Source organism: Curtobacterium sp. ABR8, from assembly GCF_057812125.1.
On the sequence record NZ_CM173818.1, the window covers coordinates 3,916,361 to 3,942,690 of the forward strand.

General features: G+C 66.8%; 26 protein-coding genes. 10 read left to right on the plus strand and 16 right to left on the minus strand.

What is annotated here, in order from left to right; genetic code table 11:
• Positions 1-65 precede the first annotated feature (65 nt).
• The gene (locus tag ACXKZB_RS18805; protein ID WP_488824179.1) at positions 66-713 is read right to left on the minus strand and encodes a Type 1 glutamine amidotransferase-like domain-containing protein; all 648 of its coding nucleotides are present in this window, start codon (positions 711-713) and stop codon (positions 66-68) included.
• A 37-nt stretch (positions 714-750) separates the two neighbouring features.
• The gene (locus ACXKZB_RS18810) at positions 751-1,110 is read right to left on the minus strand and encodes a hypothetical protein (RefSeq protein ID WP_488824180.1); all 360 of its coding nucleotides are present in this window, start codon (positions 1,108-1,110) and stop codon (positions 751-753) included.
• A 120-nt stretch (positions 1,111-1,230) separates the two neighbouring features.
• Here ACXKZB_RS18810 and ACXKZB_RS18815 point away from each other — a divergent pair, with 120 nt between their 5' ends.
• A complete protein-coding gene (locus tag ACXKZB_RS18815; protein ID WP_488824181.1) occupies positions 1,231-1,524 on the plus strand; it encodes a hypothetical protein in 294 nt (97 codons plus the stop codon).
• Positions 1,525-1,563: 39 nt separating this feature from the next.
• Here ACXKZB_RS18815 and ACXKZB_RS18820 read toward each other — a convergent pair whose 3' ends face one another.
• Together ACXKZB_RS18820 and ACXKZB_RS18825 are read right to left on the minus strand one after the other, a co-directional pair.
• Positions 1,564-2,589 (minus strand): S66 family peptidase, encoded by a 1,026-nt coding sequence (locus ACXKZB_RS18820; protein ID WP_488824182.1) that lies wholly within the window; start codon positions 2,587-2,589, stop codon positions 1,564-1,566.
• Between the two features lie 123 nt (positions 2,590-2,712).
• Entirely contained in the window at positions 2,713-3,894 is a 1,182-nt protein-coding gene (locus ACXKZB_RS18825; RefSeq protein ID WP_217508332.1) for an IS30 family transposase, read from the minus strand.
• A gap of 288 nt (positions 3,895-4,182) precedes the next feature.
• Between ACXKZB_RS18825 and ACXKZB_RS18830 the strand changes: the two genes are divergently transcribed.
• The 3 genes from ACXKZB_RS18830 (at position 4,183) to ACXKZB_RS18840 (ending at position 7,774) form a co-directional block, all read left to right on the plus strand.
• Positions 4,183-6,528 carry a hypothetical protein gene (locus tag ACXKZB_RS18830; protein ID WP_488824183.1) on the plus strand — a complete coding sequence of 782 codons (2,346 nt, stop codon included), beginning with the start codon at positions 4,183-4,185 and terminating at the stop codon, positions 6,526-6,528.
• Between the two features lie 230 nt (positions 6,529-6,758).
• Positions 6,759-7,496 (plus strand): hypothetical protein, encoded by a 738-nt coding sequence (locus ACXKZB_RS18835; protein ID WP_488824184.1) that lies wholly within the window; start codon positions 6,759-6,761, stop codon positions 7,494-7,496.
• A complete protein-coding gene (locus ACXKZB_RS18840; RefSeq protein WP_488824185.1) occupies positions 7,493-7,774 on the plus strand; it encodes a hypothetical protein in 282 nt (93 codons plus the stop codon). Before ACXKZB_RS18835 ends, ACXKZB_RS18840 begins: the two co-directional genes overlap by 4 nt.
• A gap of 378 nt (positions 7,775-8,152) precedes the next feature.
• On the opposite strand, the gene ACXKZB_RS18845 is transcribed toward ACXKZB_RS18840, so the two are convergent.
• Both ACXKZB_RS18845 and ACXKZB_RS18850 read right to left on the minus strand, forming a co-directional pair.
• On the minus strand, positions 8,153-8,353 hold the full coding sequence (locus ACXKZB_RS18845) for a LacI family DNA-binding transcriptional regulator (protein ID WP_488824186.1): 201 nt from the start codon (positions 8,351-8,353) through the stop codon (positions 8,153-8,155).
• Between the two features lie 151 nt (positions 8,354-8,504).
• Entirely contained in the window at positions 8,505-10,088 is a 1,584-nt protein-coding gene (locus ACXKZB_RS18850) for a SulP family inorganic anion transporter (protein ID WP_488824187.1), read from the minus strand.
• A 103-nt stretch (positions 10,089-10,191) separates the two neighbouring features.
• Here ACXKZB_RS18850 and ACXKZB_RS18855 point away from each other — a divergent pair, with 103 nt between their 5' ends.
• The gene (locus ACXKZB_RS18855; RefSeq protein ID WP_488824188.1) at positions 10,192-10,596 is read left to right on the plus strand and encodes a MerR family transcriptional regulator; all 405 of its coding nucleotides are present in this window, start codon (positions 10,192-10,194) and stop codon (positions 10,594-10,596) included.
• 57 nt (positions 10,597-10,653) lie between these two features.
• Here ACXKZB_RS18855 and ACXKZB_RS18860 read toward each other — a convergent pair whose 3' ends face one another.
• On the minus strand, positions 10,654-11,805 hold the full coding sequence (locus ACXKZB_RS18860) for an MFS transporter (protein WP_488824189.1): 1,152 nt from the start codon (positions 11,803-11,805) through the stop codon (positions 10,654-10,656).
• 243 nt (positions 11,806-12,048) lie between these two features.
• Between ACXKZB_RS18860 and ACXKZB_RS18865 the strand changes: the two genes are divergently transcribed.
• Positions 12,049-12,438 carry a MerR family transcriptional regulator gene (locus ACXKZB_RS18865; protein WP_488824190.1) on the plus strand — a complete coding sequence of 130 codons (390 nt, stop codon included), beginning with the start codon at positions 12,049-12,051 and terminating at the stop codon, positions 12,436-12,438.
• Between the two features lie 47 nt (positions 12,439-12,485).
• Here ACXKZB_RS18865 and ACXKZB_RS18870 read toward each other — a convergent pair whose 3' ends face one another.
• On the minus strand, positions 12,486-13,232 hold the full coding sequence (locus tag ACXKZB_RS18870; RefSeq protein ID WP_488824191.1) for an alpha/beta fold hydrolase: 747 nt from the start codon (positions 13,230-13,232) through the stop codon (positions 12,486-12,488).
• A gap of 70 nt (positions 13,233-13,302) precedes the next feature.
• Here ACXKZB_RS18870 and ACXKZB_RS18875 point away from each other — a divergent pair, with 70 nt between their 5' ends.
• Entirely contained in the window at positions 13,303-13,998 is a 696-nt protein-coding gene (locus ACXKZB_RS18875) for a helix-turn-helix transcriptional regulator (protein ID WP_488824192.1), read from the plus strand.
• Between the two features lie 69 nt (positions 13,999-14,067).
• On the opposite strand, the gene ACXKZB_RS18880 is transcribed toward ACXKZB_RS18875, so the two are convergent.
• The 8 genes from ACXKZB_RS18880 to ACXKZB_RS18915 form a co-directional block, all read right to left on the minus strand.
• The gene (locus ACXKZB_RS18880) at positions 14,068-14,271 is read right to left on the minus strand and encodes a hypothetical protein (protein WP_488824193.1); all 204 of its coding nucleotides are present in this window, start codon (positions 14,269-14,271) and stop codon (positions 14,068-14,070) included.
• Positions 14,272-14,592: 321 nt separating this feature from the next.
• The gene (locus ACXKZB_RS18885) at positions 14,593-14,796 is read right to left on the minus strand and encodes a hypothetical protein (protein ID WP_488824194.1); all 204 of its coding nucleotides are present in this window, start codon (positions 14,794-14,796) and stop codon (positions 14,593-14,595) included.
• A 349-nt stretch (positions 14,797-15,145) separates the two neighbouring features.
• On the minus strand, positions 15,146-16,510 hold the full coding sequence (gene dnaB, locus ACXKZB_RS18890; RefSeq protein ID WP_111083664.1) for a replicative DNA helicase: 1,365 nt from the start codon (positions 16,508-16,510) through the stop codon (positions 15,146-15,148).
• Positions 16,511-17,166: 656 nt separating this feature from the next.
• Complete coding sequence (gene rplI, locus ACXKZB_RS18895; RefSeq protein ID WP_111083665.1) at positions 17,167-17,619, minus strand: 50S ribosomal protein L9; 453 nt, start codon at positions 17,617-17,619, stop codon at positions 17,167-17,169.
• A 14-nt stretch (positions 17,620-17,633) separates the two neighbouring features.
• Positions 17,634-17,891: a 30S ribosomal protein S18 gene (gene rpsR, locus ACXKZB_RS18900; protein WP_017887834.1), complete on the minus strand. Its 258-nt coding sequence runs from the start codon at positions 17,889-17,891 to the stop codon at positions 17,634-17,636.
• Positions 17,892-17,941: 50 nt separating this feature from the next.
• Complete coding sequence (locus ACXKZB_RS18905) at positions 17,942-18,529, minus strand: single-stranded DNA-binding protein (protein WP_123311310.1); 588 nt, start codon at positions 18,527-18,529, stop codon at positions 17,942-17,944.
• A gap of 3 nt (positions 18,530-18,532) precedes the next feature.
• Positions 18,533-18,916, minus strand: a complete 384-nt coding sequence (gene rpsF, locus ACXKZB_RS18910; RefSeq protein WP_111083667.1) for a 30S ribosomal protein S6 — start codon at positions 18,914-18,916, stop codon at positions 18,533-18,535.
• Positions 18,917-19,108: 192 nt separating this feature from the next.
• Positions 19,109-20,548: a CCA tRNA nucleotidyltransferase gene (locus tag ACXKZB_RS18915; protein WP_488824195.1), complete on the minus strand. Its 1,440-nt coding sequence runs from the start codon at positions 20,546-20,548 to the stop codon at positions 19,109-19,111.
• 110 nt (positions 20,549-20,658) lie between these two features.
• Between ACXKZB_RS18915 and ACXKZB_RS18920 the strand changes: the two genes are divergently transcribed.
• From ACXKZB_RS18920 to trxA, 3 genes are all read left to right on the plus strand, one after another.
• The gene (locus ACXKZB_RS18920; protein WP_488824196.1) at positions 20,659-24,720 is read left to right on the plus strand and encodes a DUF6049 family protein; all 4,062 of its coding nucleotides are present in this window, start codon (positions 20,659-20,661) and stop codon (positions 24,718-24,720) included.
• Positions 24,721-24,803: 83 nt separating this feature from the next.
• Positions 24,804-25,790 (plus strand): thioredoxin-disulfide reductase, encoded by a 987-nt coding sequence (gene trxB / locus ACXKZB_RS18925; protein WP_123311306.1) that lies wholly within the window; start codon positions 24,804-24,806, stop codon positions 25,788-25,790.
• 77 nt (positions 25,791-25,867) lie between these two features.
• Complete coding sequence (trxA, locus tag ACXKZB_RS18930) at positions 25,868-26,194, plus strand: thioredoxin (RefSeq protein WP_017887828.1); 327 nt, start codon at positions 25,868-25,870, stop codon at positions 26,192-26,194.
• Positions 26,195-26,330: the final 136 nt, after the last annotated feature.

The window sequence follows — 26,330 nt, forward strand, 5'->3', positions numbered from 1 at the left end:
GGTTGGTGACGTGACAACCAGTCGTGATCCTGGGAGTCCGTGCGCTGCGCCGCCGAGAAGACGGCTCAGCCTGGAATCGAGTCGGACCCGTCGACGCGCGTTCGCCCGCCGTCCACGGCCAGCGCCTGGTCGTCGTCGAGCGGGACCAAGGCGTAGGAGTCGCGGTACGTGTCGAGGGTCTCCTGGATGCGTTCCGGCGGGTACGGCGGCAGGAGGCCGTCCGCGTGCGGGACCACCGTCTGGTCGACCAACGCGAGGCCCGTGTGGTCGGTGAGAGCAGGCCCGTCAGCAGGGTCGTCCATCAAGGATGCTGGGGTCACGTCCGGTCCGGCGACGATCGAGCCGGCGCTCGCGCCGATGTACGGCAGACCAGCCCGGACGTGCTCCACCAACACCTCGTCGTTCCCGCTCACCCGCAGAGCCTCGAGGAGCGCGAAGGTGCTTCCGCTGGCGACGTACACGGCGTCGACACCCGCGAGGATCTGGTCGAACCGGTGGTTCTCGGTTCCGCGTACCGTGACCGGGACGACCTCGCCAGCGAGCGCTGCGATGGCCGCGCGTTCCGCTTCGACGAACGGGGCGCCCGTGAATGCCTGCTGCGCGTCATCGACGTAGGCGATCCGGAACCGGTCGAGCGCTGGATCTGCGCCGTCCGGCTCGGTCAGGAAGGGCAGGATCGCCCCGGTGTTGCGGGAGAGCAGGAGGATCTTCACGCTGCGTGACTGTAGAGGGCCCCGCCGACACGATCGCTCACGCAGCAGTGAGGACGCGGTGCGGTACCCACCCTTCACGACCGTCGGCGTTCCGACACCAGGACCAGCCGCTCTCAGGATCGTCCGCCAAGAAGTCGACGATCTCACCAGAACTCGCGACCTCGTGATCAGCAGTCACCAGGCGAAGGGCTCGCCGGCCTGCGATCCGCTGCCTGAGCTTCCGCAAGAAGACGAGCTCAAGCGCCACCATGACGGCCAGGCCGAAGAGTGCGAACGCGATACGCGCCGGACTGGAGCCCCCGCTGAGCACGATCACGGGAAGTCCGATCAGCAGGACAGCCCCTGCAACGACGTTCCACCACGATTCGACGAGCCCGGCGGGAGCACGGTTCGTCAACTCCGGGCGGTCCGTCGGATCGGTGCGGTCCCACCAAGACGACATGCTCCGACGTTACCCGGTGTCCGTGGACAACCAGCGGCCATCCGAAACGGTTCCGACCTGTGCGATCCTTCGGATGTGCGCTACCGGCTGATGAACGAGTACAGCGTCGACTGGCCGCTGTGGGACGACGACGGGCCGTGCGCCGAAGGCACGCCGTCCTTCTCGCCGCGTCTCACGACCGAGATCCTTGCCTGGGCCCGCGACTTCACCGAGAACTACGGTGTCGAAGCGGGTTGGCCGACCGAGGCTGCCGCCCGCTCGCACGAACGACAAGGACGTCGTCTCCTCCTCCTCGTGGAACGAGAGCTGCCGGAAGAGCACGACGTCGTACTCGGCTACTGGGAGACCAACAAGCGCAAGGGTCTGTAGCTCCGACGCGATCGGTTGGGGGAACGCCGAGCCGTCGCATCACGGGACCATGTGCTGCACGATCGAACTGTCCGCTCCGTTGAGTCGGACTTCCGCCAGGGCGCCGTTCACCAGTGGCATCTGCGGAGGCTGGTGCCCGGTGTCGAAGTCGAGGAGTACCGGCACGTCGAGGTCGCCCAGCGCGTGTCGCACGGCGTCTTCCTGGCTCAGTTCAGGCGATGCGGCGCCGTCGGTACGCCCGATCAGGATGCCGTTCGCGTCGTCGAACCAGCCCGCGAGACGCAGTGAGGTGAGCATCCGGAGGACGGTGATCGCGTTGGACTCCGCCGCTTCGAGGTAGACGATCGTGCCCTCCGGGGCGTACTTCCGCGCGAATGCAGGCACGTCACCGTATGGCGTTCCGGCGAGCAACGACACCGTCTCGAGGCAGCCACCGATCAGACGGCCGCGCATCCTCAGATCATCTGTTCCGTCGAGGGACCGCCACCTCGTGGGGGCGTCGTAGGCCCGATCGCGGTCCAACGGCTCGTCCGCCCACGCTCCCCACGGACGGCTGCGTCGGCGAGGTGCGCTGTACTGCTCGAAGGTGCTGTTCGGCGGAAGCCCCACGACGTCGGTCCACCGCGCGAACTCGGTGGGCAGCTCGTACGGTTCATCCATGAGGTTCGCGCCGTGGAGCGTCGCGAGCCCGGTCCGCGTGGTCAGGGGCAGCAGCAACGTCGAGATGTCCGACCACCCCACGAACCACGGGCGAGCTTCGGCGAGGACGTCCCAGTCGATCCCCTCGACCAACTCGATGGCGAGCTCCCCGCCCCATGGTGGGAGGACGACGTCAGCTCCCTCGAACGCAGCGTGCAGGTCTTCCGCTCGCGCAGCAGCCGGCGCCGGGGTCAGACCACCCGTCACCGCGTGCGGGCGCAGTCGAACGTCGAAGCCGAGGGTCGTGAGCGCATCGACCGCAGCTTGCAACCGCGCGAGGAGATGCGCGGGGACGCCCATCGACGGTGCCGGAACCTCGATGCGTCCCCCCGCTCGGAGCGGCGCTGGGTAGGTGATGCTCGCCATGGTTCGACCGTAACGGCCTCCTGATCATGTCCCGAAGCGACGGTGCACCGGTTCCGCAATCTCGGCCACTCACCGGGGTAACCAGGAGATGTCGATGCATCTGCCCGGTAGCCGATGGCGGTTTCAAGGGGTCGTTGCAACGGGTGGTTGTTTCGGGTCCGAGAGTAGCTGTTCGAATGCTTCTGCAGGGCTGCGGTAGTCGAGGGTCTTGCGGGGGCGGCCGTTGAGTTCAGCCGCGACTTCGAGGAGCCGTTCCGGGCTGTGGACGCTGAGGTCGGTGGACTTCGGAAAGTACTGCCGGAGCAGCCCGTTGGTGTTCTCGTTCGAGCCGCGCTGCCAGGGCTTGTGCGGGTCGCAGAAGTAGATCGCGAGGTCCGTGGCGAGGGTGATGTCTTTGTGTCGGGCAAGCTCGGTGCCTTGATCCCACGTCAACGACCGGCGCAGATGCTCGGGCAGGGTCTGGATGGTGGGGATCATCGCGTCACGGACCGCGTCGGCGCTGTGCCCGTTGGGCAAATGCAGCAGCATCACGTACCGAGTCGTTCGTTCGACGAGGGTGCCGATCGCGCTGCGGGCGTTGATCCCGACGATCAGGTCGCCTTCCCAGTGGCCGGGAACAGCCCGGTCGTCGGCCTCAGCGGGGCGTTCGCTGATCAGGATCATGTCGCGGATCTTCGACCACGACGCTTGCCGACGTTCACCGCGGTGCCGGCGGAGGGCTCGGCCGGTGCGGAGGTGTTTGTGCAGGTCAGCGCGCAGGTGGCCGCGGCCTTGGACGAAGAGGGACTGGTAGATCGTCTCGTGGGACACGTGCATCTCCGGCCGGTCGGGGAATGTCCTAGCCAGGTCATCACGGATCTGCTCCGGGGACCAGTTCCGCACCAACCGCAGCTCGACCTGCAGAGCGAGCTCCAGCCGGTCGAGTTTCCGCGGTTTCGGGCGTCGCGCACGAGCACGGCATTGCTTCTCAGCCGAGTACGGCCGGTAGGTTCCGCCAGCCGCTGCGTTCCTGGTGAGCTCGCGGCTGATCGTCGACGGCGACCGACCGAGTGCTTTGGCGATCGCGCGCACGCCCTCACCGTCCTGGCGTAGGTCTGCGATCTGGAGCCGCTCTTCTTGGCTGAGGTACCTGTCGGAGCGGGGCGTGTTGGCGAACGGGTTCCGTCCGCCGGCTGCTTTGACCCATCGGTATCCCTGACGTCGGTCCACGCCGACAGCATCACAGGCCGCCGTGCGTCCGAGACCCTGTCTCAATAGCTCCCAGAACCGCGCCTCTCGGGCACGGTGGTCCAGCCTCGATCCCATCTGCAACACTCCAATTCACGGTGGTGTTGCAACGACCGGCTGAACCCACGGATCGCCTATCGGACGGACGTCGGCGCCTGAGATAGGGATATCCACTTAGCTTCGACGTTGACCACTGTTGGCGGAGCAAAGGTTTGCTGAGGGTTCATTAAGCCCGCCGCGGTACGACCATCTCTGACCTGGCCTTTTCCGGACCGCCCCGTTTGGGGGTCGGGTACAGACGCTCAGCTTCCTCTTATGCTGCGCTGGCTGACAGCAACCCGTGCTGTCAATCACGTAGGGGGTTTCGTGCGCACACTGCTGCACGCTCCGCGCTCGAGGAGGCGCAGCATTGCTGCTGCCACGCTCGGCGCGCTCGCACTTGTTGGATCGCTGCTCGTCGCCACACCGGCGCAGGCGCTCAACGACACCGGCACCGGCGGCGTCTTCACACCTGCGACCGGCCGCATCCTCGACACCGCCAAGGGCACCGGCGGGTTCAGCACGCCGATGGAAGCGGGCAAGTACCGCACCATCAAGGTCACAGGCCTCGCCGGCGTCCCGGACGACGGTTCCGTCGGCGCGGTGTCGCTGAACGCGACCGTTGGCACGGCACCCGGTAACGGCACCCTGTTCGGTCGGCCGGATGCGGACACGTCACGGACGTCGATGTTGATCTACAACGGCAACACGGGGGAGTACGTCTCCAACACCGCTGCCATCGCGGTCGGTGCGGATGGCACGATTCAGATCATGGCCGAGACCTCGGCCCGCGTGATCCTCGACGTGCAGGGCTACTACACGGCGAACACCGACGGCACCGCCGCCGGCGGGTTCGTTCCCGTCGCGGGGAAGCGGTTCGTTGACACCCGGTCCGGGCTCGGCGCTCCGAAGGCGACGATCGCACCAGGCAAGAGCGTCGACGTGCAGGTCACCGGCGCCAACGACGTCCCGGCCGGTGCGTCTGGCGTGGTGGTGAACCTGATTGCGATCAACTCCACCAGCTCCGACGGCAACCTCACTCCGTACGCCACGGGCAGCACGAAGCCGCAGAACTCGCTGCACTACACGCCCTCCGCGACGACGTCGATTCAGGCGCAGGTGGGCTTGTCGGCTGACGGGAAGATGACGATCGCGAACGCATCGTCGACGGTCAACCTCGTCATCGACCTGCAGGGCTACTTCACCGCCGCCGGTAAAACCGGTGCAGTCTTCACCCCTGGCGTGGGCCGTGCGTATGACTCCCGCGCGACGGGAAACGCGGTCTTGGCCAAGAACGAGACTCGTTCCATCCAGATCGCTGGCAAGGCTGGAGTCCCGGTCATGGGGTCGGGGATCACCGCGGTGGTGTTGACGCTCATCGTCGCTCACGGTGGCAGCGACGGACGCGCCGCTGTGTGGGCCGACGGTGCGGCGAAGCCGGACACGACGTCGATCAACTTCCAGGCCGACGAGATTCGCACCAACACGGTGACCGTCCCGCTCGGCGCGAACGGGAAAATCAGCCTCAACAACGTCGCCGATCCCACGAACTACGTCATCGACGTCCAAGGTTGGTACGCCAACCCGCAGGCCCCATTGATTAGCTGCGAGGGGGTCGAGCCGGACTCGTGGAACGCTCAAGTCGGGGAAGATGACATCCCCTGCGACATCACCTTCGCACCAACGAGTTCGAGCGCAGCCCCCGAGATCACTATCGACGGTGATGTCGTTCAGGCTGAAACCATCGACGACGTTCCGGGTGCCGCGCTTAATTTGAGTTCATCTTCGGAGACCACTGTCGCTCAGTGGGTAGGCGATGACGCTGGGGTGCACACTATTGAGGCGACTGACCCATCTGGCGCGCGGGCGGTGTTCAGTTTCGGTGTGGGCGACTGGTCTGCTTCGCCAATTGCTGGCGTGGCGCGAGCCATCGGGGGCGACGTGACAAACAATCTATCGGTAATGTCCACGCTGGATCAGATCCCAAACGGAGCGACCGTGCAGTTTCATATTGTTGCTGACGGGCAGCCAATTGCGGATAGTAGCGTGATTGAGTTTGTTCCCGGGGACCACGCAGCTGAATGGAGCATTCCTTCGGGTGTGCTCGTAGAGGGGCGTCAATATACCTGGTACGCGGCTATCGATGCCGTGAGCCGTCCAGCGGTTGGCGGGTTGCCCGCAGGTAATCTAATTTCAGTTCGAAGCGACGATTATCCTTTGACTGTTACTCCACCTGCAGCGCCCGAAGACTCGAGCACCGGAACTGTATCGAAAGAAAGTCCCCGTCCCGGGACTGTGTCAACCCAGGGCTATAAGCTCTGCCTCTATGAACTCAAAACGGACAAGGCGCACAAGTCGAAATCGAAGAAATACCCAAAGGGCGAAGAGTCCGTGCATGGCTCGTGGAAAAATCATGGTTGCGACTACTCTGGAAAAGCGCACGTCCACACCGTCCTGCAGCGTTCAATCGAACATAATTGGAAAACTATCGGAACCCCTGGTGATGGTAATTACAAGGCAGGCGGCGGTGCCGGCAAGCGCGCGACTGCCCGTCATATTTGCACCTCTGAGAAGGAATACACCTACCGTGGCTTCACCACGGTGAATATCCCGACTGTCAAAATGTCTATAACGACTGTTTCGGGACAGATGAACACCGACAAGTGTGGCTGATAAGCTCAATCAAGAGAGACTAAGCTGAGGCAGAAGGGGTTGCACCTCAGCTTAGTCGCTGGTTATTAGGCGGCAGATAACCGCACTTGTCGAACGAGTACATGTTCGCATGGAGGTTTAGCCGCCCACGCTCCCTGAACCCACAGCGAGAATACTGAGCTTCGCTTTAGTTCAGTGATTGCGCGGGTGAAAAAGTAACAAATGAGGCGTTTATGCTGTATGCTCACTGCATGAAGCTCCTTCCCGATGCAGGGCTGTCAACATGGCTTAACGCGCGTATGGGTCGTTTTGGCTTGGTCAGCGGGGTAGTTGGTAAGGATTTCGAGGCGTATGCGCGCATACTTCACCCTGTAGACGCTTATCGGGAGGATCAATCAGTCATTGATCCGGACGGCGAAGCTGTCCTGCTTGAACGGAGTACCTGGAAATGGTCCGATGTTGCAGATGGAACGGGGCGGGTTCTCCGGCCTGACACCAGCTGGGGTGAAGTGAGCGGGACTGAGGGTGAATCGGATGTCTTCCTCAGGGGTTGGCGTATTGAGCCTCCCGAGAAGGGGTGGCTCGATCCCTGCGTTCTTAGCCGCCTTGTGAAACATTTGACCGCGGTAACGGCACCGCCATTCGAGGTTGTTGCGGCGGTTTGGGATGGGTGGGAATACCTGGATGGCGACGCTCGTTCCACGCGTGCTTCACGTATGCATTTACCGAATCGCGAGTACTTCCTTTTCAGTACTACTCTCCCGCGGCTTGCTGACCCCGCCACGGTCAAGAGTGTTCTTGTCGGCACATTTCGTGGCGTGGGTTACACGCCTCAGCTTCTCTGGGGTGAAGATCACAGCTGGCTACTCGCCACCGAAATTGAAAGCGACTACACGCTAATCGCGGGTTCACGTGAGTTGATAAATAGCGTCTTGCTCGACTCGACACTAGAGGCCTTCGAAGTTGATCCGGGCCTGATGCTCCCATGACCTCAGCCGCTCGTCGAGCCTGCGCCGTCGGCACCACCGTCGCTCTCGTCGGCCTGACCACCGGTCTCGGCATCATGTCCGCGACCGCCGCCAGCGTCGTCGAGCCGATCAACTCGACGCAGACCGCCGTCTCCCAGGAGACCCCAGCACCCGCCGACGATGGCTCAGGACTGTGCAGCTCTGATGCTGGGAGTCGCGCCGATTTGCGTCCGGATTGGTGCGGTGCGGCGGGTTCCGGACCCGAATTGGAGGGACTGGTGACCGCCCAGCATGAGTGATCGCGGAGATGCGGCGTGGCGTCAGTCCAGGGGCGTGTTCCGGTGGCGTAGCAGCCAGTCTCTGAACTCGTCTAGCAGGATCATCCAGGAGCGGCCGACCTGGTAGGCCGGCAGGCGGATCTGTGTCCTCGTCTTGGATCAGTCGACGCACTGTGTGCGGGCCGATCCCGAGCGCTTTACCGACCTGGTCCGGTGTCAGACGAGTGGGAAGGTCACCGAAGAGGTCGTCGAGGGCGGCCATGCTGTTCAGCGTATGTGTCGCGCGGCCCAATCAGTGGCTGACTCCTGTGCCGTCTCGTTAGCCGATCGGCTATCGGACACGCAGACGCCCCGGGCAGCGAGTTGCTGTACGGGGCCGTGAGCCAGAGGCGATCGTCGTCAGTCGGTGCTGTGTCGCCGTGGTCTGCGGGCGAGTGCTGCTGCTTGGTCGTCGCGTGTGTACTCGAGTGCGTGGATCGCGTGTTCGACCCGGGACCGTGTTGCAGGACGGACGTTGGTCGCGCCGTTGAGCACGCGGGACACGGTCTGGTGCGATACGTGTGCGGCGGCGGCGACGTCGTGGATGGTGGGTTTGGTCACGTGCTGGCTCCTCATGGGTGGTGAGGTGCGGGCACCGTCCTGGACGACATGACGGTGCCCGCCGGGCCGGCGGAAAGGGGAACGCCGGCCCTTGTGCTCCGCCCGTTCACTCGGTGCCCCGGGGCGGGGCCGGGCGGAGGTGGGAGGGCTTTCAGTGACCGGAGCCGAGGTTGCCGGCGAGGCGGCCGTGGAAGGCCTGGCTGGCATCGTTCATACCGCGGATCTCGACGCGCTTGCCGTGCTGGTGGTACTTCGTCTCGATCGAGTCGAGCGCGGCAACGGTGGAGGCGTCCCACACGTGCGACTTCGTCATGTCGATGATCACGAGCTCCGGGTCATCGACGTAGTCGAACTGGGTGGTGAGGTCGTTTGACGAGGCGAAGAACAGTTCACCCTCGACGGTGTAGAGCGCGTGCTGCTCGCCAGTGCTGAGCGTCTCGATCGAGCGTTCCACGTTGGTGAAGTGGGAGACGCGGCGGGCGAAGACGATCATCGCGGCGATCACACCGATGATGACGCCGATGGCGAGGTTGTCGGTGGCGACGACGATCACGACGGTGAGAACCATGACGACCGTCTCGCCGACGGGCATCCGCTTCAGGGTGGAGGGCTTGATGCTGTGCCAGTCGAAGGTGCCGACAGAGACCATCACCATGACGGCGACCAGGGCGGCCATCGGGATGATCGCGACGATGTCACCGAGCCCGACCACGAGGACCAGCAGGAACACACCGGACAGGAACGTCGAGATCCGGGTGCGGGCGCCGGAGGCCTTGACGTTGATCATCGTCTGCCCGATCATCGCGCAACCGCCCATCCCACCGAACAGGCCGGAGGCGATGTTCGCGACGCCCTGCCCGAGCGCTTCGCGGGTCTTCCGTGAGCCGGTGTCGGTGACCTCGTCGACGAGCTTCGCCGTCATCAGGGACTCGAGGAGCCCGACGAGCGCCATCGCGAGGGCATAGGGGGCGATGATCGTGAGCGTCTCGAGGTTCAGTGGGACGTTCGGGATGAACAGGGTCGGGAGGCTGTCGGGGAGCTTGCCCTCGTCGCCGACGGTCGGGATCGCGATCGACGCGAAGACGGTCACCAGGGTCAGGACGACGATCGCGACCAGCGGTGCGGGGATCGCCTTGGTGAGGCGGGGCAGCAGGACGATGATCGCGATGCCGACGGCGGCGATCGGCCAGACGAGCCAGGAGACGCCGATGATGTTCGGCAGCTGCGCGGTGAAGATCAGGATCGCGAGCGCGTTGACGAACCCGACCATCACGGACCGGGGCACGAACCGCATCAGCTTCGCAGCGCCGAGCCCGCCGAGGATGAGCTGGAAGATCCCGCCGAGGAGGACGGTCGCGATGAGGTAGTCAAGGCCGTGTTCCTTCACGACGGGGGCGACTACGAGGGCGATGGCGCCGGTGGCGCCGGTGATCATGGCGGCGCGGCCGCCGACAAACGAGATGACGACGGCCATCACGAACGCCGAGAACAGGCCGACGCGGGGGTCGACGCCGGCGATGATCGAGAACGAGATTGCCTCGGGGATCAGGGCGAGGGCCACGACGAGGCCGGCGAGGACCTCGCGGAGCAGGATCTTCGGGTTCCGCAGTGCGGACAGGACGGTGGGACTGTGGTGCGCCTGGACGGGCACCGACTGCGTGACGGTCGTCACGGTTCTCCTTCGAATGAGGGGTGCGGGCGCTGCGCCCGCGAGAGCTGTCGAGGGGCGCGTCATCGCGCTCGGCCGGCGGCGTCAGAGCGTCCAGCCAATCCCAACCCTTCCGTTGCGGGAAGGTTGGTATGGTTCGACTCTAACGCAACGGAAGGGTTGGTGTGAAGTGGGGAACCAGACGAAGGCCACTGCGTCGAGCGAGTACCTGATGCACATCGGCGAGGTCGCTGATCGCACGGGGCTGAGCGTGAAGACGATCCGCGACTACGACGTCGCGGAGGTGCTGCACCCGTCCGGCCGGACCGATGGCGGGTTCCGGCTGTACTCGGAGGACGACGTCGCCCGGCTGCTGATGGTGCGGCGGATGAAGCCGCTCGGGTTCTCCCTTGGGGAGGCGGGCATCCTCGTCGACGCGGTGAAGATACTCGACGAAGCGCAGCCGGACGTCGATGTCACTGCGGTTCGATCGCGAGTGGCCGCGTTCATCCGCGACGCGGAGACGCGGCGGAACCGCCTCGGCGAGCAGCTGCACATGGTCGACGAGTTCCTCGACGAACTCCGCGCCCACTGAGCCACACCGACCGCGTTCCACCCTGCTGTTCAGCGGACTCGAGCCTGGCCGTGCGGGTCAGCTTCGGAGGGAAGGGTGTCGTGGAGCGCGGGCGAAGACGGAGATGACCGCGACGATGCCGGGGAGGATCGCGAAGACCAGCACCGGGGTGGTGTAGTTCCCGGCGACGTCGTGGCCGAGCGCGAGTAGCAGCGGCCCGAACGCGGTCGAAGCGAGGTTGGTGCCGGTCGCGACACCACGTATGACACCGATGTTCGCTGTCCCGTAGTAGCGGACATACGCGGCAGCCTCGATACCGCGAAGAGCTCCACCGGCGGCACCGAGCACGAGCCCGTAGAGGACCGCCGTCCATCCGGTGTGGACGATCGGCAGCAGCAGGAGCGCGCCGGTGAGGGTCGTCATCGCGATCGTGACGCCGTACTTGGGTGGGATCCGGTCTGACAGGGCGCCGGTGATCAGGGTTGCGGCGATTCCGGTGACGGTCTGGGGCAGGAAGTTCGCGGCCGCTTCCGCTGGGGTGAGGCCCTGCTCGCCGAGGACGGCGACCTGGTGGAACGCCAGCGCGGTGCTGAGCATCCCCGACACCGCAAGCCCCGCGGCGATCGTCCAGAACATGCCCGTCGACGCCGCTTCCCGGAGCGTCCACACTGGCCCGTCACCGGCAGCAGCGGTGTCCTTTGTGCCGTGCGCGGTGGTGGCGGTGCGTCGGGGCAGGAGGAGCCCGATCGGGATCACGACCGCTGCGACGACGATCGCCTCGACCCGCCACGCGACATGGATGTCCGTGCCGGCGATCACGGTCTCCACGAACACCGGCACCAGGGAGATCCCGCCCGAGCCGATCCCGGACGCGATCCCGAGCGCCAGGCCCCGTCGGTTGGTGATGCTGCGGGCGACGAGCGTCGTCGCGGCGAGCGAGAGCGCGCCCTGCCCGGCCATGCGGACACCGACGAACCCGGCGGTCAGGCCGACGATCCCAGCGACGAAGCTCAACGCCGCGAGGAAGACCGCGAACGCGATCCCGATGATGATCGTCATCCGACGCATACCCCACCGGTCCAACGCCCGACCCGTCAGCGGCAGTACGCAAGCACCTAAGAGGGTGCCGATGAGGTAGCTCGTCGACACCTCGGTGCGAGAGATCCCCAGTTCACGAATCAGCGGGTCCGTGAAGACCGACAGGCCGGCCGTCTGCCCTGGCGCGCTCATTAGCGAGAGGACACCGCCGGCAGCGATCACCGCGACCCACGGCAGCCAACCACGCGCATGCGTCGAACTCGTGCCGGTGGGCGTCGGCGTCAGATCTGCTGGTGGGGCGGCGTCTGTGGTGGGGAGGGTGGTCTCGGACGTGTTCGGGGAGGACGTGATGCCACGCTCGCTTTCACTCAGGGAGCCGCGGACGTGTCGGCGCTACGCTCGCCACAGCCCAGCAAGACCATGAAGGAGCGGCGGATGACGGAACAAGCGGCACCGACGACGATGCACATCGGCGAGCTTGCCGACCGCACCGGATTGTCGAACCGCACGATCCGTCACTACGACGAGGTCGGTCTGCTGCACCCGTCCGGCCGGACCGAGGGCGGCTTCCGGCTGTACACCGACACCGACCTCGCCCGGTTGCTCATCATCCGACGCATGAAGCCCCTCGGCTTCACCCTCGAACAGATGGCCGAACTCCTCGCTGTCGTTGACGCGCTCGAAGCTGCCGACGATGACGCGGATCGTGCCCGGCTTCGCGGGCAGCTCGACGAGTACATCCGCGACACCGAAGAACGCCGCGCCAAGCTCGAACAGCACCTCGGCATGGCCGACGAGTTCCTCGGCATCCTCCGCGATCGGTAGGCGCGCGTCGTCCGGTGAACCATCGGCTACCGGACGCGAATCGTTGATCAGCCGTCAGAGACGGCAGCCTCGCGAAGGATCAGCTGTGCCAGATCCTGCGGTCGACTCCACATCGGCCAGTGCCCCGTCGACAGGTCGACAACGTCGACTCGTTCGAGTTCCGCGATCGGCGCGAACATCGGGTGCCCGCTCCGGGCAAGTTCGAGGACCTGCGCGCTCGGGAACGAGCAGCAAACCAACGTGGTCAGCACGCGGGCGCGTCCAGGGTCGTGCAGCACGACCGGGTCGCGAAGGACAGAGGCGGGCTGCGACACGGCCCGCTCGCGGAACTGCTGAAGATCAGTGTCGCTGAGGCCCTCGATGCTGGCTTGACCGGCGAGTTGGTCGAACGGCGGCAAGGGCAGCTCCACAATATTCTTGGGAAGGTCGGGTGCGAACGCCGTCCCTGAGGCCATCGGTCCAGAGTCGACCCAGATGACGCGGCGGACGAGGTCCGGGTGGCGATCGAGGAAGACGGTCACCGGAGCGTTCGCGCCGCTGTGGGCGACGATCACCGCCGGCTCCTCTTGGGAGCATCCGAGACGCTCGCTGAGCTGCTCGATGGCGCCGACCTGGTCGGCGAGGGTCCTCGTCCTACGGTCACGGTCTTGGGGATCGAGCCCCGGCAAGGTCATAGGTACTGCCTGCCACTGCGCAGCATTCAACGCATCGACAACAGCGTCCCACGCCCACGCGCCGAGCCAGTGACCGGCGATGAGGATGATCGGAGTCTTGCGAGGAGGAGTCGTTGTCATGTGACCAGCGTGGGTGCGGGCATGGACAGCTGTGTGTCACCATTTCCGTCATGATCTTGCGACTCCCCCGATGAAGCGGGCTGAGCGTCTGCACGCTATGTCGGAGATGTTGCGACGCAGGGGCGCTCGCGGGTACACCGCGGATCGGCTTGCCCGCGAGTTCGCGGTGTCAGCTCGAACGGTCAAACGTGATCTTGCTGCGCTGGCGAACAGCGGCGCGGCCGTCTGGTCCCGACCCGGCCCCGGCGGCGGGTATGGACTCATTGCGGGGCCGACCCTCCCGCCGGTGACGTTGTCGTCATCGCAGGCGACAGCACTGCTGGCAGCCGTTGCCGCTGCGCCCGACGCGCCGTACGCGGATCAAGCCGCGGCCGGTGTGCAGAAGATCCTCGACGTCCTCGATCCGGTCGCAAGCGACCGCGCGGTTCAGCTTGCGGACCGCGTATGGGTGAACGCCGCGCGGGGTCCAACGCGTGCGGTGCAGTCCGCGCTCGAGGAAGGCATGACAACTCAGCGGGTACTCCGGGTCCGGTACCACTCCGCCGCTGGCGATCGGACAGTCCGCGACATCGAACCCATCCTGTTCGCGTCCACCAACGGACAGTGGTATCTCGTCGCCTGGTGCCGGCTTCGGGACGCGATCCGCTGGTTCGCAGTCACCCGCGTGGAACGTGCAAGCGTCACAGGGCAGTCCTGCACCGGGCACACACTCGATGAGGTCGGTGTGCCTCCAGAGCATGCGCGACCCGCTCACGGTCGGGCGTGAGGAGCACGCGAAAGGGAACTGCCCTGCTGCCGACGGCGCGAGCCTTTCCCGTGTCCGGTGGCCGATCGCCTATCGGTCGCGGTTCGTTCCGCGAAGAGCGGATCGCCACAGTCTGAAGCCGGTGTAGATCAAGAGGGCGCCGAAGATCATGTTCAGAACCGCGAGCAGGACGTCGAGGTCTGGACGACTCAAGCGCACGATGGACGTCACGATGAAGATGAGCCCGAACACGATCGCACCTGTGCCCAGTACCTTCGCGCTTACGGTGTCCATTCGCTGAAGCTACTGCTTCCGAGCGCCCGGCGAGCGATCGACTATCGGTCGGCGGCGCGGGCGCGAGAAGTAGCCTAAGGAAGCGGGCTGGACGAGGGATTTCCTCGGCGGGTTGCGATCGCTCGGAGCGTCGTGTTCACCTCTACCTCTCACTACCTGGCAGTGATGAACCCTGGCGGGAGCATCCCGTTCCCCATTTGGATCGTCATCGTCCTAGCGCTCGTGGCAGTAGGCAGTGTCCTCGCCTTCACACGAGGACGACGCAAGTGACGTCGTTTGCCTGGCTCCAGCCGGCCCGCAGCGAGGCGGTCGGCGCCATGCTCACTCGAACCCCTGCCCTGTGGTGAACATCCCGAGGAGCACCCCGGCGGCGGCGAGCACCCATCCGCTGATGATGATCGGGAACCACGGAAGCTTCTTCCGGTAGAGCTTGCCTGTTCGGCGGTAGTCGATGAGGTAGTAGACGATGCCGCTCGCGAACGGCAGTGCGCCGATGATGAACAGGATGATGGCGAGAGAACGCATGCTCTTGATTTTGCCGACGCGGTCATGTCTTCGCCGCTCGGGTCTGTGGCGTGGACGAGACATCGCAGCACGGCTGTCTCATTAGCCGGTCCTTCAATGGAACCCCGGGTGCTTGCGGGCGGCCCGGACTCCTACGCCCTGCTCCGGAGCGCTCCCCGTCTCACATAGGTGGTACGCGGGCTATCTCAGTTCACGCACGCAATACGGACGCCTCGCAACGCACGAAGACTTAGCCGACCCCTGATCAACGCGACCCGTCCGTACTGCCAAACCACGTGTCCATGTCCGTATTTCAGACACGTTGACTGGCAGTCGGACAAGTCAGCTGGCGGACGACAACAACACGCGCCTACTGCGGCATGTCCACGAACCGCGAGAACATCCCGTGGAACGCCACGGTAATGGTGTCCGTCGGCCCGTTGCGGTGCTTCGCCACGATCAGGTCGGCCTCACCCTGCCGCGGGTTGTCCTTCTCGTACGCCGACTCGCGGTGCAGCAGGATGACCATGTCGGCGTCCTGCTCGATCGACCCGGACTCACGCAGGTCGGAGATCGCGGGCTTCTTGTCGGCTCGCTGCTCGGGGCCACGGTTCAGCTGCGACAGTGCGATGACGGGGACCTGGAGCTCCTTCGCCATCAGCTTGAGCGCACGCGAGAACTCGGAGACCTCTTGCTGGCGGCTCTCGACCTTCTTGCCCGAGGTCATCAGCTGCAGGTAGTCGATGACGACGAGCTTGAGGTTGTGCTGCTGCTTGAGTCGACGGCACTTGGCGCGGATCTCGACCAGCGTCATGTTGGGGGAGTCGTCGATGAAGAACGGGGCGTCGTTGATGCGGCCGCGGGTCTGCGCGATGGTGGTCCAGTCGCGGGAGTCGACGGTGCCCTTGCGCATGTTCTGCAGCGGCACGCTGGTCTCGGCGGACAGGAGTCGCATCGCGATCTCGGCGCGACCCATCTCGAGCGAGAAGAAGGCGGCGGTCTGGTCGTGCTTGATCGCGGCCGCGCGGCACAGGTCGAGCGCGAGGGTGGACTTACCGAGCGCCGGTCGTGCGGCGACGATGATGAGCTGCCCCGGGTGGAAGCCGTTCGTCAGGCCGTCGAGCTGCGCGAAGCCGGTCGGCACACCGGTCATCTGGCCGTCGCGACCCTTGGCGGCCTCGATCTCGTCGAGGGCGGCCGAGATGGCGTCGGTCAGCGGGACGTAGTCCTCGGTCTGCACGCCGCCTGCGACGTTGTAGACCTCGGCCTGGGCGCTGTTGACGAGGTCGGTGACCTCTCCCTCGGACGCGTACCCCATCTGCACGATGCGCGTACCGGCGTCGACGAGGCGACGGAGGACGGCCTTCTCGGCGACGATGCCGGCGTAGTACCCGGCGTTCGCCGCGGTCGGCACCATGCTCGTGACGCTGTGCAGGTACTCGGCGCCACCACCGCGGGACAGCAGTCCGGTCTTGGTCAGCTCGTCGGTGACGGCGATGACGTCGGTGGGCTCGCCGTGCGAGTAGAGCGACAGGATCGCGTCGAAGATGACCTCGTGCTTGGGGACGTAGAAGTCCACGCCACGGGCCGTCTCGATGACGTCGGCGACGGCGTCCTTCGACAGCAGCATGCCGCCGATGGTCGACTGCTCGGCCAGCAGGTCGTGCGGCGGGGTGCGTTCCATGCCGCGCTCCGCGTACTCCTGCGGTGCGGGCTCAAGATGCGCGATCGACACACTCTCTCCTCTGTTGAACGACGCGGGACCGGACACGACGGTCCGACACCCGCAACGACTTTCTACCCCCAGCGACCGACATCCCCGAGTCGCTGGGCCAAGCTACGGCCGCAGAGTTATCCCCAACAAACGGCCCTGTGGATAACTCTGTGGAGGGATTGCGGAACACGCCGGGTTGCTGTGTGGACAACTGTGGATGGGCCTGTGGAAACAGACCTATGGGAACACACTTTCGACCACTTGACCTGGGGTTTTCCGGTTCACACCATGTGTGGAAAAGTGGGGTTCAAGTAGGCGTTGAAGGTTCCGATTTGACACGTTTCTGCTGTGTAAAACGACTTGACAAGTGCCCCGCCTGTGGGAAGTGTTCTCGGGCCGTTCCCAGCAAGCCGGACCGGGCCTGAGCGGTAACCAGCCAGCCAAGCCGAGGCCGCCCGTGCAAGCCGAACCGGGCCTCCCGTCCGCACTGAACGACAGTGCGTTGATGGTGAGCAGAAGATGTCGAGTGGGGCATCGGGACCCGACCTTTTCTGCTCACCAAGTGAAACCACGCACGCCCTGCGCCCCGCGCCCCGCACCACGCGAAGCACCCGCCAACGCAACGACGGGCGGGCCTCCCGGAGGAGACCCGCCCGTCGTGGAGCGGAACGTCAGTGCTACTTGGCAGCGACGACCTTGAGCGAGATCACGGCAGTGATGTCCTCGCGCAGACGCACGGTGGCCTCGTGGTCACCGACGGTCTTGATGGTCGCGGGGACCTCGACCTTGCGCTTGTCGAGCGAGCCGACGCCCTGCGCCTGGACGGCGTCAGCGACGTCGCCCGGACGGACGGAGCCGAACAGACGGCCGTCCTTGCCGGCCTTGACCGCCAGGGAGATGGTCGCGTTCTCGAGCTTCATCTTGAGGTCCTGCGCCTCTTCGATGGTGGCGAGCTCGCGCGCGGTGCGCGCGGCACGGATCGACTCGACCTGCTTCTCGCCGCCCTTGGACCACGCGACAGCGAAGCCCTGGGGGATGAGGTAGTTGCGGGCGTAGCCGTTCTTGACGTCGACGACGTCACCAGCGGAACCGAGGCCGGAGACCTCGTGGGTGAGGATGAGCTTCGACATGTGTCGACCTCCGATCAGCGGCCGGAGCCGGCGTAGGGGAGGAGCGCCATCTCACGGGCGTTCTTCACGGCACGGGCGATGAGGCGCTGCTCCTGGACGGAGACGCCGGTGATGCGACGGGCGCGGATCTTTCCACGCTCCGAGATGAACTTGCGAAGGGTCGCAACGTCCTTGTAGTCGATGACGCCGACCTTGATCGACTTCGCGGGAGCGGCGTTCTTGCCGCCCTTGCCGCGAGGCTTCCGGCGGTCGCCGGTGCTCTTTCCAGCCATAGTGATTTGTCCTTAGAAGAAGAGTTGTGTGTCCGTCGGAACCAGGAGGATCAGAACGGGGTCTCGTCGTCGAAGTTGCCGCCGGGGGTGCTCCACACGTCGTTCGACTGTGCGTTGCCGCCGCCCTGCTGGCCACCCTGCGGGGACCACGGCTCGTCGGACTGGCCACCAGCGGAGGCGTTGCCGCCACCGTTGTTGTTCCAGCCGCCGTTGCCGCCGCCCTGCTGACCGCCGCCGTTGCCGCCGCCGACCTGGCCACGACCGCCGCCGCCACCCGCTGCGCGGGTGATCTGTGCGGTCGCGTACCGGAGCGACGGGCCGATCTCGTCGACCTCGAGCTCGATGCTCGTGCGCTGCTGACCCTCACGGTCCTGGTAGGAACGCTGACGCAGACGGCCCTGCGCGATGACGCGCGAGCCCTTCGTCAGTGACCCCGCCACGTGCTCGGCGAACTCCCGCCACACACTCGCGCGGAGGAACAGCGCGTCGCCGTCCTTCCACTCGTTCGCCTGACGGTCGAACGTGCGAGGCGTGGAGGCGATGGTGAAGTTCGCCACCGCGAGCCCGTTCTGCGTGTAGCGCAGCTCGGGGTCCGCGGTGAGGTTGCCCACCACCGTGATGACGGTTTCGCCGGCCACGGGTTACTCGGCGCTCGCGGTCGCGGTTGCGGACGCGTTGGCGGCCTTGCGGGCCGCACGTGCCTCGTCGCGCTGCTTCTGAGCGGCGACCTGCGCGATGCCCTCTTCGGCGCGGAGGACCTTCGTGCGGAGCACGGCCTCGGAGAGACCGAGCTGACGGTCGAGCTCCTTGGCGGCCTCGGGGGAGGACGTGAAGTCGACGACGGCGTAGATGCCCTCGGACTTCTTGGCGATCTCGTAAGCGAGCCGGCGACGGCCCCAGACGTCCACGTTGTCGACGGTGCCACCGTCGTTGCGGATGACAGCGAGGAACTTGTCCAGGCTGGGAGCGACGGTGCGCTCATCGATCTCGGGGTCGAGGATCGCCATCAGTTCGTACTGGTGCATGCGGAACCCACCTCCTCTGGTCTCAGCGGCCCCGGGCAGTTCCCGGGGCAGGAGGGTTGATGCATGTGCCACGGCACGCAGACACGCGCCGGGCAACCTGCACAGACTACCGGACGGCCTGGAGGCGCGCCACCGGTCTGTGGAGAACCGTCGCGCCCGTCGGGCGGTCGCGTCCAGTGCGCCGGCGTCGCGTCAGGAGCTGGTGGCGTCCCGCGCGGCCCACCAGGCGCGCAGGCGCGCCTCGGCTGCGTCCGCTCCGAGGGGTCCGTCGTCCATCCGCGCCTCGAGCAGGAAGCGGTAGGCCTCGCCCACCGCACGCCCCGGCGGGATGTCGAGGATCCGCATGATGTCGTCGCCGGTCAGGTCGGGCCGGATCGACTCCAGCTCCTCCTGCGCGGCGAGGACCTCGATGCGGTCCTCGAGGTCGTCGTACGCGAACGCCAGGCGGTCGGCCTTGCGACGGTTCCGCGTGGTGACGTCCGAGCGGGTGAGCTCGTGCAGCCGCTCGAGCTGCGGTCCGGCGTCGCGCACGTAGCGGCGGACGGCGGAGTCGGTCCAGGCGCCGTCGGTGTACCCGAAGAACCGCAGGTGCAGCTCGATCAGCCGGGACACGGCGGCGATCGTGTCGTTGTCGAAGCGCAGGGCGCGCAGTCGTTTCTTCGCGAGCTTCGCGCCGACCAGGTCGTGGTGGTGGAAGCTGACGGCGCCGCCGGGCTCGAGCTTGCGGGTGGCGGGCTTGCCGATGTCGTGCAGCAGCGCCGCGAGTCGCAGGACGGTGTCCGGCGGGTCGCCCGCGTGCCGCTCGGCCTCGTACCCGATGGCCTGCTCGAGCACGGTCAAGGAGTGCTCGTAGACGTCCTTGTGGTGGTGGTGCTCGTCGATCTCGAGCCGCATCTCGGGCAGCTCGGGCAGGAACCGATCGGCGAGGCCGGTGTCGACGAGCAGCCGGATGCCCGGCACGGGGTCGCTCGTGTTCAGCAGCTTGACGAGTTCGTCGCGCACCCGCTCGGCGGACACGATGTCGATGGAGTCGACGAGGTCCTGCATGGCCACACGGACGTCGTCGTCGACGGTGAACCCGAGCTGCGCCGTGAACCGCGCCGCCCGCATCATCCGGAGCGGGTCGTCGCGGAACGACACCACGGCGGCCTGCGGGGTGCGGAGTCGGGCGGCCAGCAGGTCCTCGACGCCGCCGTGCACGTCGACGAGCTCGCGCGCCGGCAGCCGGAGCGCCATCGCGTTGACGGTGAAGTCGCGGCGGAGCAGGTCGTCCTCGATGGTGTCGCCGAACGCGACCTCGGGCTTCCGGGTCTCGCCGTCGTAGACGTCACTGCGGTAGGTGGTGATCTCCACCTGCTCGCCACCGACCCGCGCGGCGATGGTGCCGAACTGGCGGCCGACGTCCCACGTGGCGCTCGCGATGGGCTCCACGATGCGCAGGATGTCGTCCGGACGGGCGCTCGTCGTGAAGTCGAGATCGGTCACGGGACGACCGAGGAAGGCATCCCGGACGGGCCCGCCGACCAGGGCGAGTTCGTGTCCGGCGTCGGCGAAGGCCCGAGCGAGGAGGTCGACGGGCTCGGTGGTGGCGAGTGCGTCGAGTCGTTCGACGGCCTGGGCAACGGACTGCATGACGGTCCTCATCCTCCCAGATCGACGCCCCGAGTTCTCCACAACCCCGCGCGCACGGGACCTGTTCATGGTCGCGCCTCATACACTCGTGCTCGGCCCGAACCGACCCCGTGGCCCGCTTCCGTATGCACATCCTCCGCACCACGCTCGCCGCAGCCGCGTCGACCCTCGTCGCGCTCGGCCTGGTCGTCGCGCCCGTCAGCGCCCCGCACGCCGATGCTGCGACGGTCTCGTCGGCCACGACCCACCTCGCCGATCCGGCTGCAGCCGACGCCGGCAAGGCCACCATCTCGGTCGCTCCCGCGCACCGCGGGATCGTGCAGCGCGACCAGGACCTCACCCTCTCGGTGACGGTCACCAACGACACCGACACCGCACTGCCGGCAGGCACCGCGGAGTTCGACATCTTCCGCTCCGTGAGCACGCGTGACGTCCTCGCCGAGTGGCTTGCCGACACCACCACGACCGGTTACCTCGGCGCCCCGATGGACTCCGTGGACATCCCTGCGGTCCCGGCGCACCGATCGGTCACCATCGACTCGGTCGAGATCGTCTCGGGCAACGTCGCACTCGGCGGGTACTCCTCGTTCGGTGCGCGGCGCATCGCGGCGGAGTACACGGCCGGTGAGACGTTCGCCGTCGCCCGCTCCGCGATCACCTGGTACCCGGACTTCGAGCAGGTGCCGGTCAGCGTCTCGGTGGCGATGCCGGTGACCGTCCCGAAGTCCACGGACGGGATCCTCAGCGCGGCCGTCCTGGCCGCCGCGACCTCGGTGGACGGCACCCTCACCCAGCAGCTCGACGCGGCCGAGGACCACAACGTCGCCGTCGCGGTCGACCCACGCATCATCGCCTCGATCCGGATCCTCGGCGAGAACGCCCCGTCCGCGGCGACCGCGTGGCTCCAGCGGCTCGAGGCCGTGCGCAACGAGACCTTCGCGCTGCCCTACGCCGACGCCGACGTCACCGGTCTGCGCCAGGCGGGGTCGGACGGCATCCTCGCCCCGATCTCGCTCGACCAGTCCGTGAAGTCCGAGAACTTCCCCGGTGCCGAGACACCCGCGCCGACGCCGACCGCCACCCCCGGGCAGACCTCCGGCCCGAGCAGCACCGCGACCCCGAGCGACGACGCCACCACCGACGCCGGCTCCGGCTCCGGCTCCGGCACGGGCGAGACCACGGAGACGCTGCCCACCACGGAGCAGCTGCTGGACTTCCCCTACTCCATGGACTCCATCGCGTGGCCGGCGGACGGCACCGTGACCGCGGCTGACCTGACGGCGTTGCAGCGGGCCGACAAGGACACGACCATCGTCTCGAGCGGGAACACCTCCGCTGGCGCGAACGCCACGATCTCGGCGTCCGAGAAGATCGGCGACGACCACGTCCTCGTCTCCGACCAGTCGATGTCGTCCCTGCTGCGCGATGCCGCGACGGCACCGGACCGCCAGAGCTGGTCGTCGGCGATGTCCGAACTGACCGCGACGCTCGCCACCTCGGCGCGTGACGGCGGCACCACCGGGCCGATCCTGCTCACCCTCGGTCGCGACTGGCCCTCGGACTCCACGCGCCTCAGCCAGACCCTCGACGCCCTCGAGAGCACCGCCTGGGTGGCCCCGGCCGACCTCTCCACCACGTCGAAGGCCGTCGCGGGGTCGCTCACCCTCAACAGTGCGTCCACCGGCGCCGACCGCATCGCGCAGCTCAAGCGCCTGGTGCAGGGCGAACAGGGGCTCTCCGCGTTCGCCACGATCCTCGACACCCCCACCGAACTGACGGCACCGGCACGCCTCCGGCTGCTCGCCCTCGCCTCGAACGCGTGGCGCGGCGACGACGAGGGACTCACGGCAGCGGTCGACGCCCGCACCGCGGCCTGGGCGAAGCAGACCACCGAGGTCGGGATCGTCGACTCGAGCAGCCTGACCCTGCTCGGGGACCGGTCGTCGCTCCCGGTCTCGATCCGCAACAGCTCGGACTACCCGGTGACGGTGCACCTGTCCGTCCAGCCGTCGAACTCCGCACTCCGCATCGTCCGCAACGACATCGTGGTCGAGATCCAGCCGGACTCGTCGACCCGTGCCACCGTGCCCGTGCAGTCGGTCGCGAACGGCAAGGTCGAGCTGACCATGTCGCTGTCGAGCCCCACCGGCGTCGCCGTCGCGCAGCCGGCCATCGTCGAGCTCAACGTCCAGGCACAGTGGGAGACCGTCATCACCGCCGCCGCCGCGGTCGCCCTGATCGCGATCTTCGGCTTCGGCATCTTCCGCAGCATCCGGAAGCGCATCCGCCGTCGCAACGGCGAACTCGACGACGAGGACGACGACGACCCCAACCGCCCGCTCGCCGTGCAGCCGAGCGCGCCCGGTGCGGCCGGCGTCCCGGCCGCTGTCGCGGCTCCTGGAGGCGACCGCCTGCAGGACGCGATCGCCCGTGCCGGGGCCGAACCGGGCCTCCCGTCCGACGCCCGTACCAGCCGCGTCGCGGACGCCCGCGACCCCGAGGAGCCGACCATCAGCGCCACCCAGCCCCAGCCCGACGTCGACGCGGAACCGGTCGCGGAGCGCAGCCTGGGTCGGGCGAGTGCGATGCTCGCGGCGGGCACGATGGTGAGCCGCATCCTCGGCTTCGCGAAGACCTTCGTCCTCGCCTACGCCATCGGGCAGAACGCGAGCCCCTCGGCGAACGCGTTCGCCGTCGCGAACCAGCTGCCGAACAACATCTACGCGCTCATCGCGGGTGGCCTGCTGTCGGCCGTGCTCATCCCGCAGATCGTCCGCGCCATGAAGAACGGCACCGACGGCGGGCAGGCGTACGTCAACAAGATCGTGACGCTCGGCGGGTCGGTCTTCATCGTCATCACCATCGTCGCGACCGCACTGGCACCGCTCCTGGTCCGCCTCTACACGACGTCCTCGGACACCCGGGGGCCCGCTGCGACCGACCTCGCCATCTCCTTCGCGTTCTGGTGCCTGCCGCAGATCCTGTTCTACGCGATGTACTCGCTGCTGGGTGAGGTCCTCAACGCCAAGCAGGTCTTCGGACCGTTCACCTGGGCTCCTCTGCTCAACAACGTCATCGCGATCGCCGGCCTCGTCGTGTTCATCGCCCTGTACGGCAGTGGCGGCAGCGCCGTCGGCGAATGGACACCCGCGAAGATCGCGCTCCTCGCCGGCAGCGCCTCGCTCGGTGTGTTCGCCCAGGCCGCGTTCCTGCCGTTCTTCTGGAAGCGCGCGGGGCTGTCGTTCCGACCGGACTTCCGGTGGCGCGGCGTCGGCCTGAAGTCGACGGGGACCGCTGCCGGGTGGCTCTTCGCGATGATCCTGGTGACGCAGGTCGCCGGCATCGTGCAGTCCTCCGTCGCGTGGAGGGGTCAGGACGACGGTCCCGGCAACGCGGTGCTCGGCAACGCGTGGCTCATCTTCATGCTGCCGCACTCGATCATCACGGTGTCCATCGCGACCGCGTACTTCACGCGCATGAGCCACGACGCCGAACGCGGCGACCTGGCATCCGTCCGACGGAACCTGTCGCTGTCCCTGCGCATCGTCGGGCTCTTCACCGTGTTCGCGTCGGTGGCGCTGGTCGTCGTCGCGGTGCCGTTCGGCCGACTGTACGAGGGCACGTTCGAGAGCGCGCTGCAGGTCGGCGCCGTCCTGGTCGCCTACATGCCGGGCCTGGTTCTGTTCAGCATGTTGTTCATCATCCAGCGCGTGTTCTGGGCCATGCACGACCACCGGACGCCGTTCCTGATGCAGTGCATCCAGTCCGTCCTGTTCGTCATCGGGGCCCTCGCGGTGTCGACGTTCCCGACCTCCGTGATCGGCATCGGTGTGGCCGCGTGCACCACCCTCGCCGGGACCGCGCAGACGATCGTCGCCCTCGTCCTGGTGCGTCGGAAGCTCGGCAGCATCGAGGGCCCGGTCGTGACCCGCTCGCACGTGCAGTTCATCATCGCGGCCTTGATCGCCGGTGTCGTCGGCGTGCTGGTCGTCAACTTCTTCGGCGCGTTCTCCGCAGCCGGGTTCGCCATGTCGGACCGCACCGGGGCACTCATCACCATCGTCCTGACCGGCGCCGTCATGGTCCTCGTGTACTTCGGAGCGCTCGTCGTCGCGAAGAACGGCGAGATCAAGAACGCCGTCGGCATGGTCAAGAGCAAGCTCGGTCGCTGACCGCACGCTTCCCGGACGTCGCGGAATGCCGCGCCGGTACCATGTGTTGACCCGGTCAGTACGCAACGGAAGGGCATTCAGGCATGCGCCAGCTCATCATCATCGGTTCCGGTCCGGCCGGGTTCACCGCCGGCATCTACGCCGCGCGCGCAGAGCTCAAGCCGCTCATCGTCGCGTCCAGCGTCGAGACGGGCGGGGAACTCACCAAGACGACCGAGGTCGAGAACTTCCCGGGCTTCCCCGAGGGGATCCAGGGACCCGACCTCATGATCAAGATGCAGGAGCAGGCCGAGAAGTTCGGCGCCGAGGTCCTGTACGACGACGCCGTCTCCGTCGACCTCACCGGCGACGTGAAGAAGGTCACCGTCGGCTCCGGCGAGACGTACGAAGCCCTCGCGGTCATCTACGCGACCGGTTCGGCGTACCGCCACCTCGGCATCGCCGACGAAGAACGCCTCTCGGGCCACGGTGTCTCGTGGTGCGCGACCTGCGACGGCTTCTTCTTCCGCCAGAAGAACATCGCCGTGGTCGGCGGTGGCGACTCCGCGATGGAAGAAGCGACGTTCCTCACCCGCTTCGCCGACAAGGTCACCGTGATCCACCGCAAGGACACCCTCCGCGCGTCGAAGATCATGCAGGACCGTGCCCACAACGACCCGAAGATCGAGTTCGCGTGGAACAAGGAGGTCATCGGCATCCAGGGTGACTCCGCAGTGACCGGCGTGACCCTCAAGGACACCGTGGACGGCACCGAGAGCGAACTCGCCCTCGACGGTCTGTTCATCGCGATCGGCAACGACCCCCGCGTGCACCTCGTGCACGGTCAGCTCGAGCTTGCTCCCGAGGGCACCATCGCCGTCGAGGGCCGCACGTCCAAGGCCGTCGGCGTTCCCGGGGTCTTCGTCGCGGGCGACGTGCTCGACCACACCTACCGCCAGGCCATCACGGCTGCCGGCTCCGGTGCGGTCGCTGCCCTCGACGCGGAGAAGTACCTCGCCGACCTCGAGGACACGCTGACCGATGCTGCTGTGGGCGAGACCCCGGTCGAGCCGGTCACCATCTCCGCCTGACCCGGACGGCCCCCCGGAATGCCGGGGACGCGCCCGTGGTTCCACACCCAGTACCGACTTCTCACGAAAGGACACCCATGTCCAACGCAAAGGCTGTCACCGACGCCACCTTCTCGGACGAGGTCCTCAAGTCCGACAAGACGATCCTCGTCGACTTCTGGGCCGAGTGGTGCGGCCCGTGTCGCGCCGTCTCGCCGATCCTCGACCAGATCGCCGAAGAGCACGCCGGCAAGATCGAGATCGTGAAGCTCAACGTGGACGACAACCCCCAGTCGGCCATGAACTACCAGATCACCTCGATCCCGGCGATGAAGGTCTTCAAGGGCGGCGAGGTCGTCAAGACCGTCATCGGCGCCAAGCCGAAGCCCGCGCTCGAGGCCGACCTCGCCGAGTTCCTCGCGTAGGTCGCACCAGCACCACCGAACGCCCCGCCCTCGTCCTGCTCAGCAGACGCGGGTGGGGCGTTCGCATGCCACCTGTTGCGGATCGGCCCCCGCCGCGGAGCCCGGGTTTCCGGGGTCGATGTCGTAGTGTGGCGGG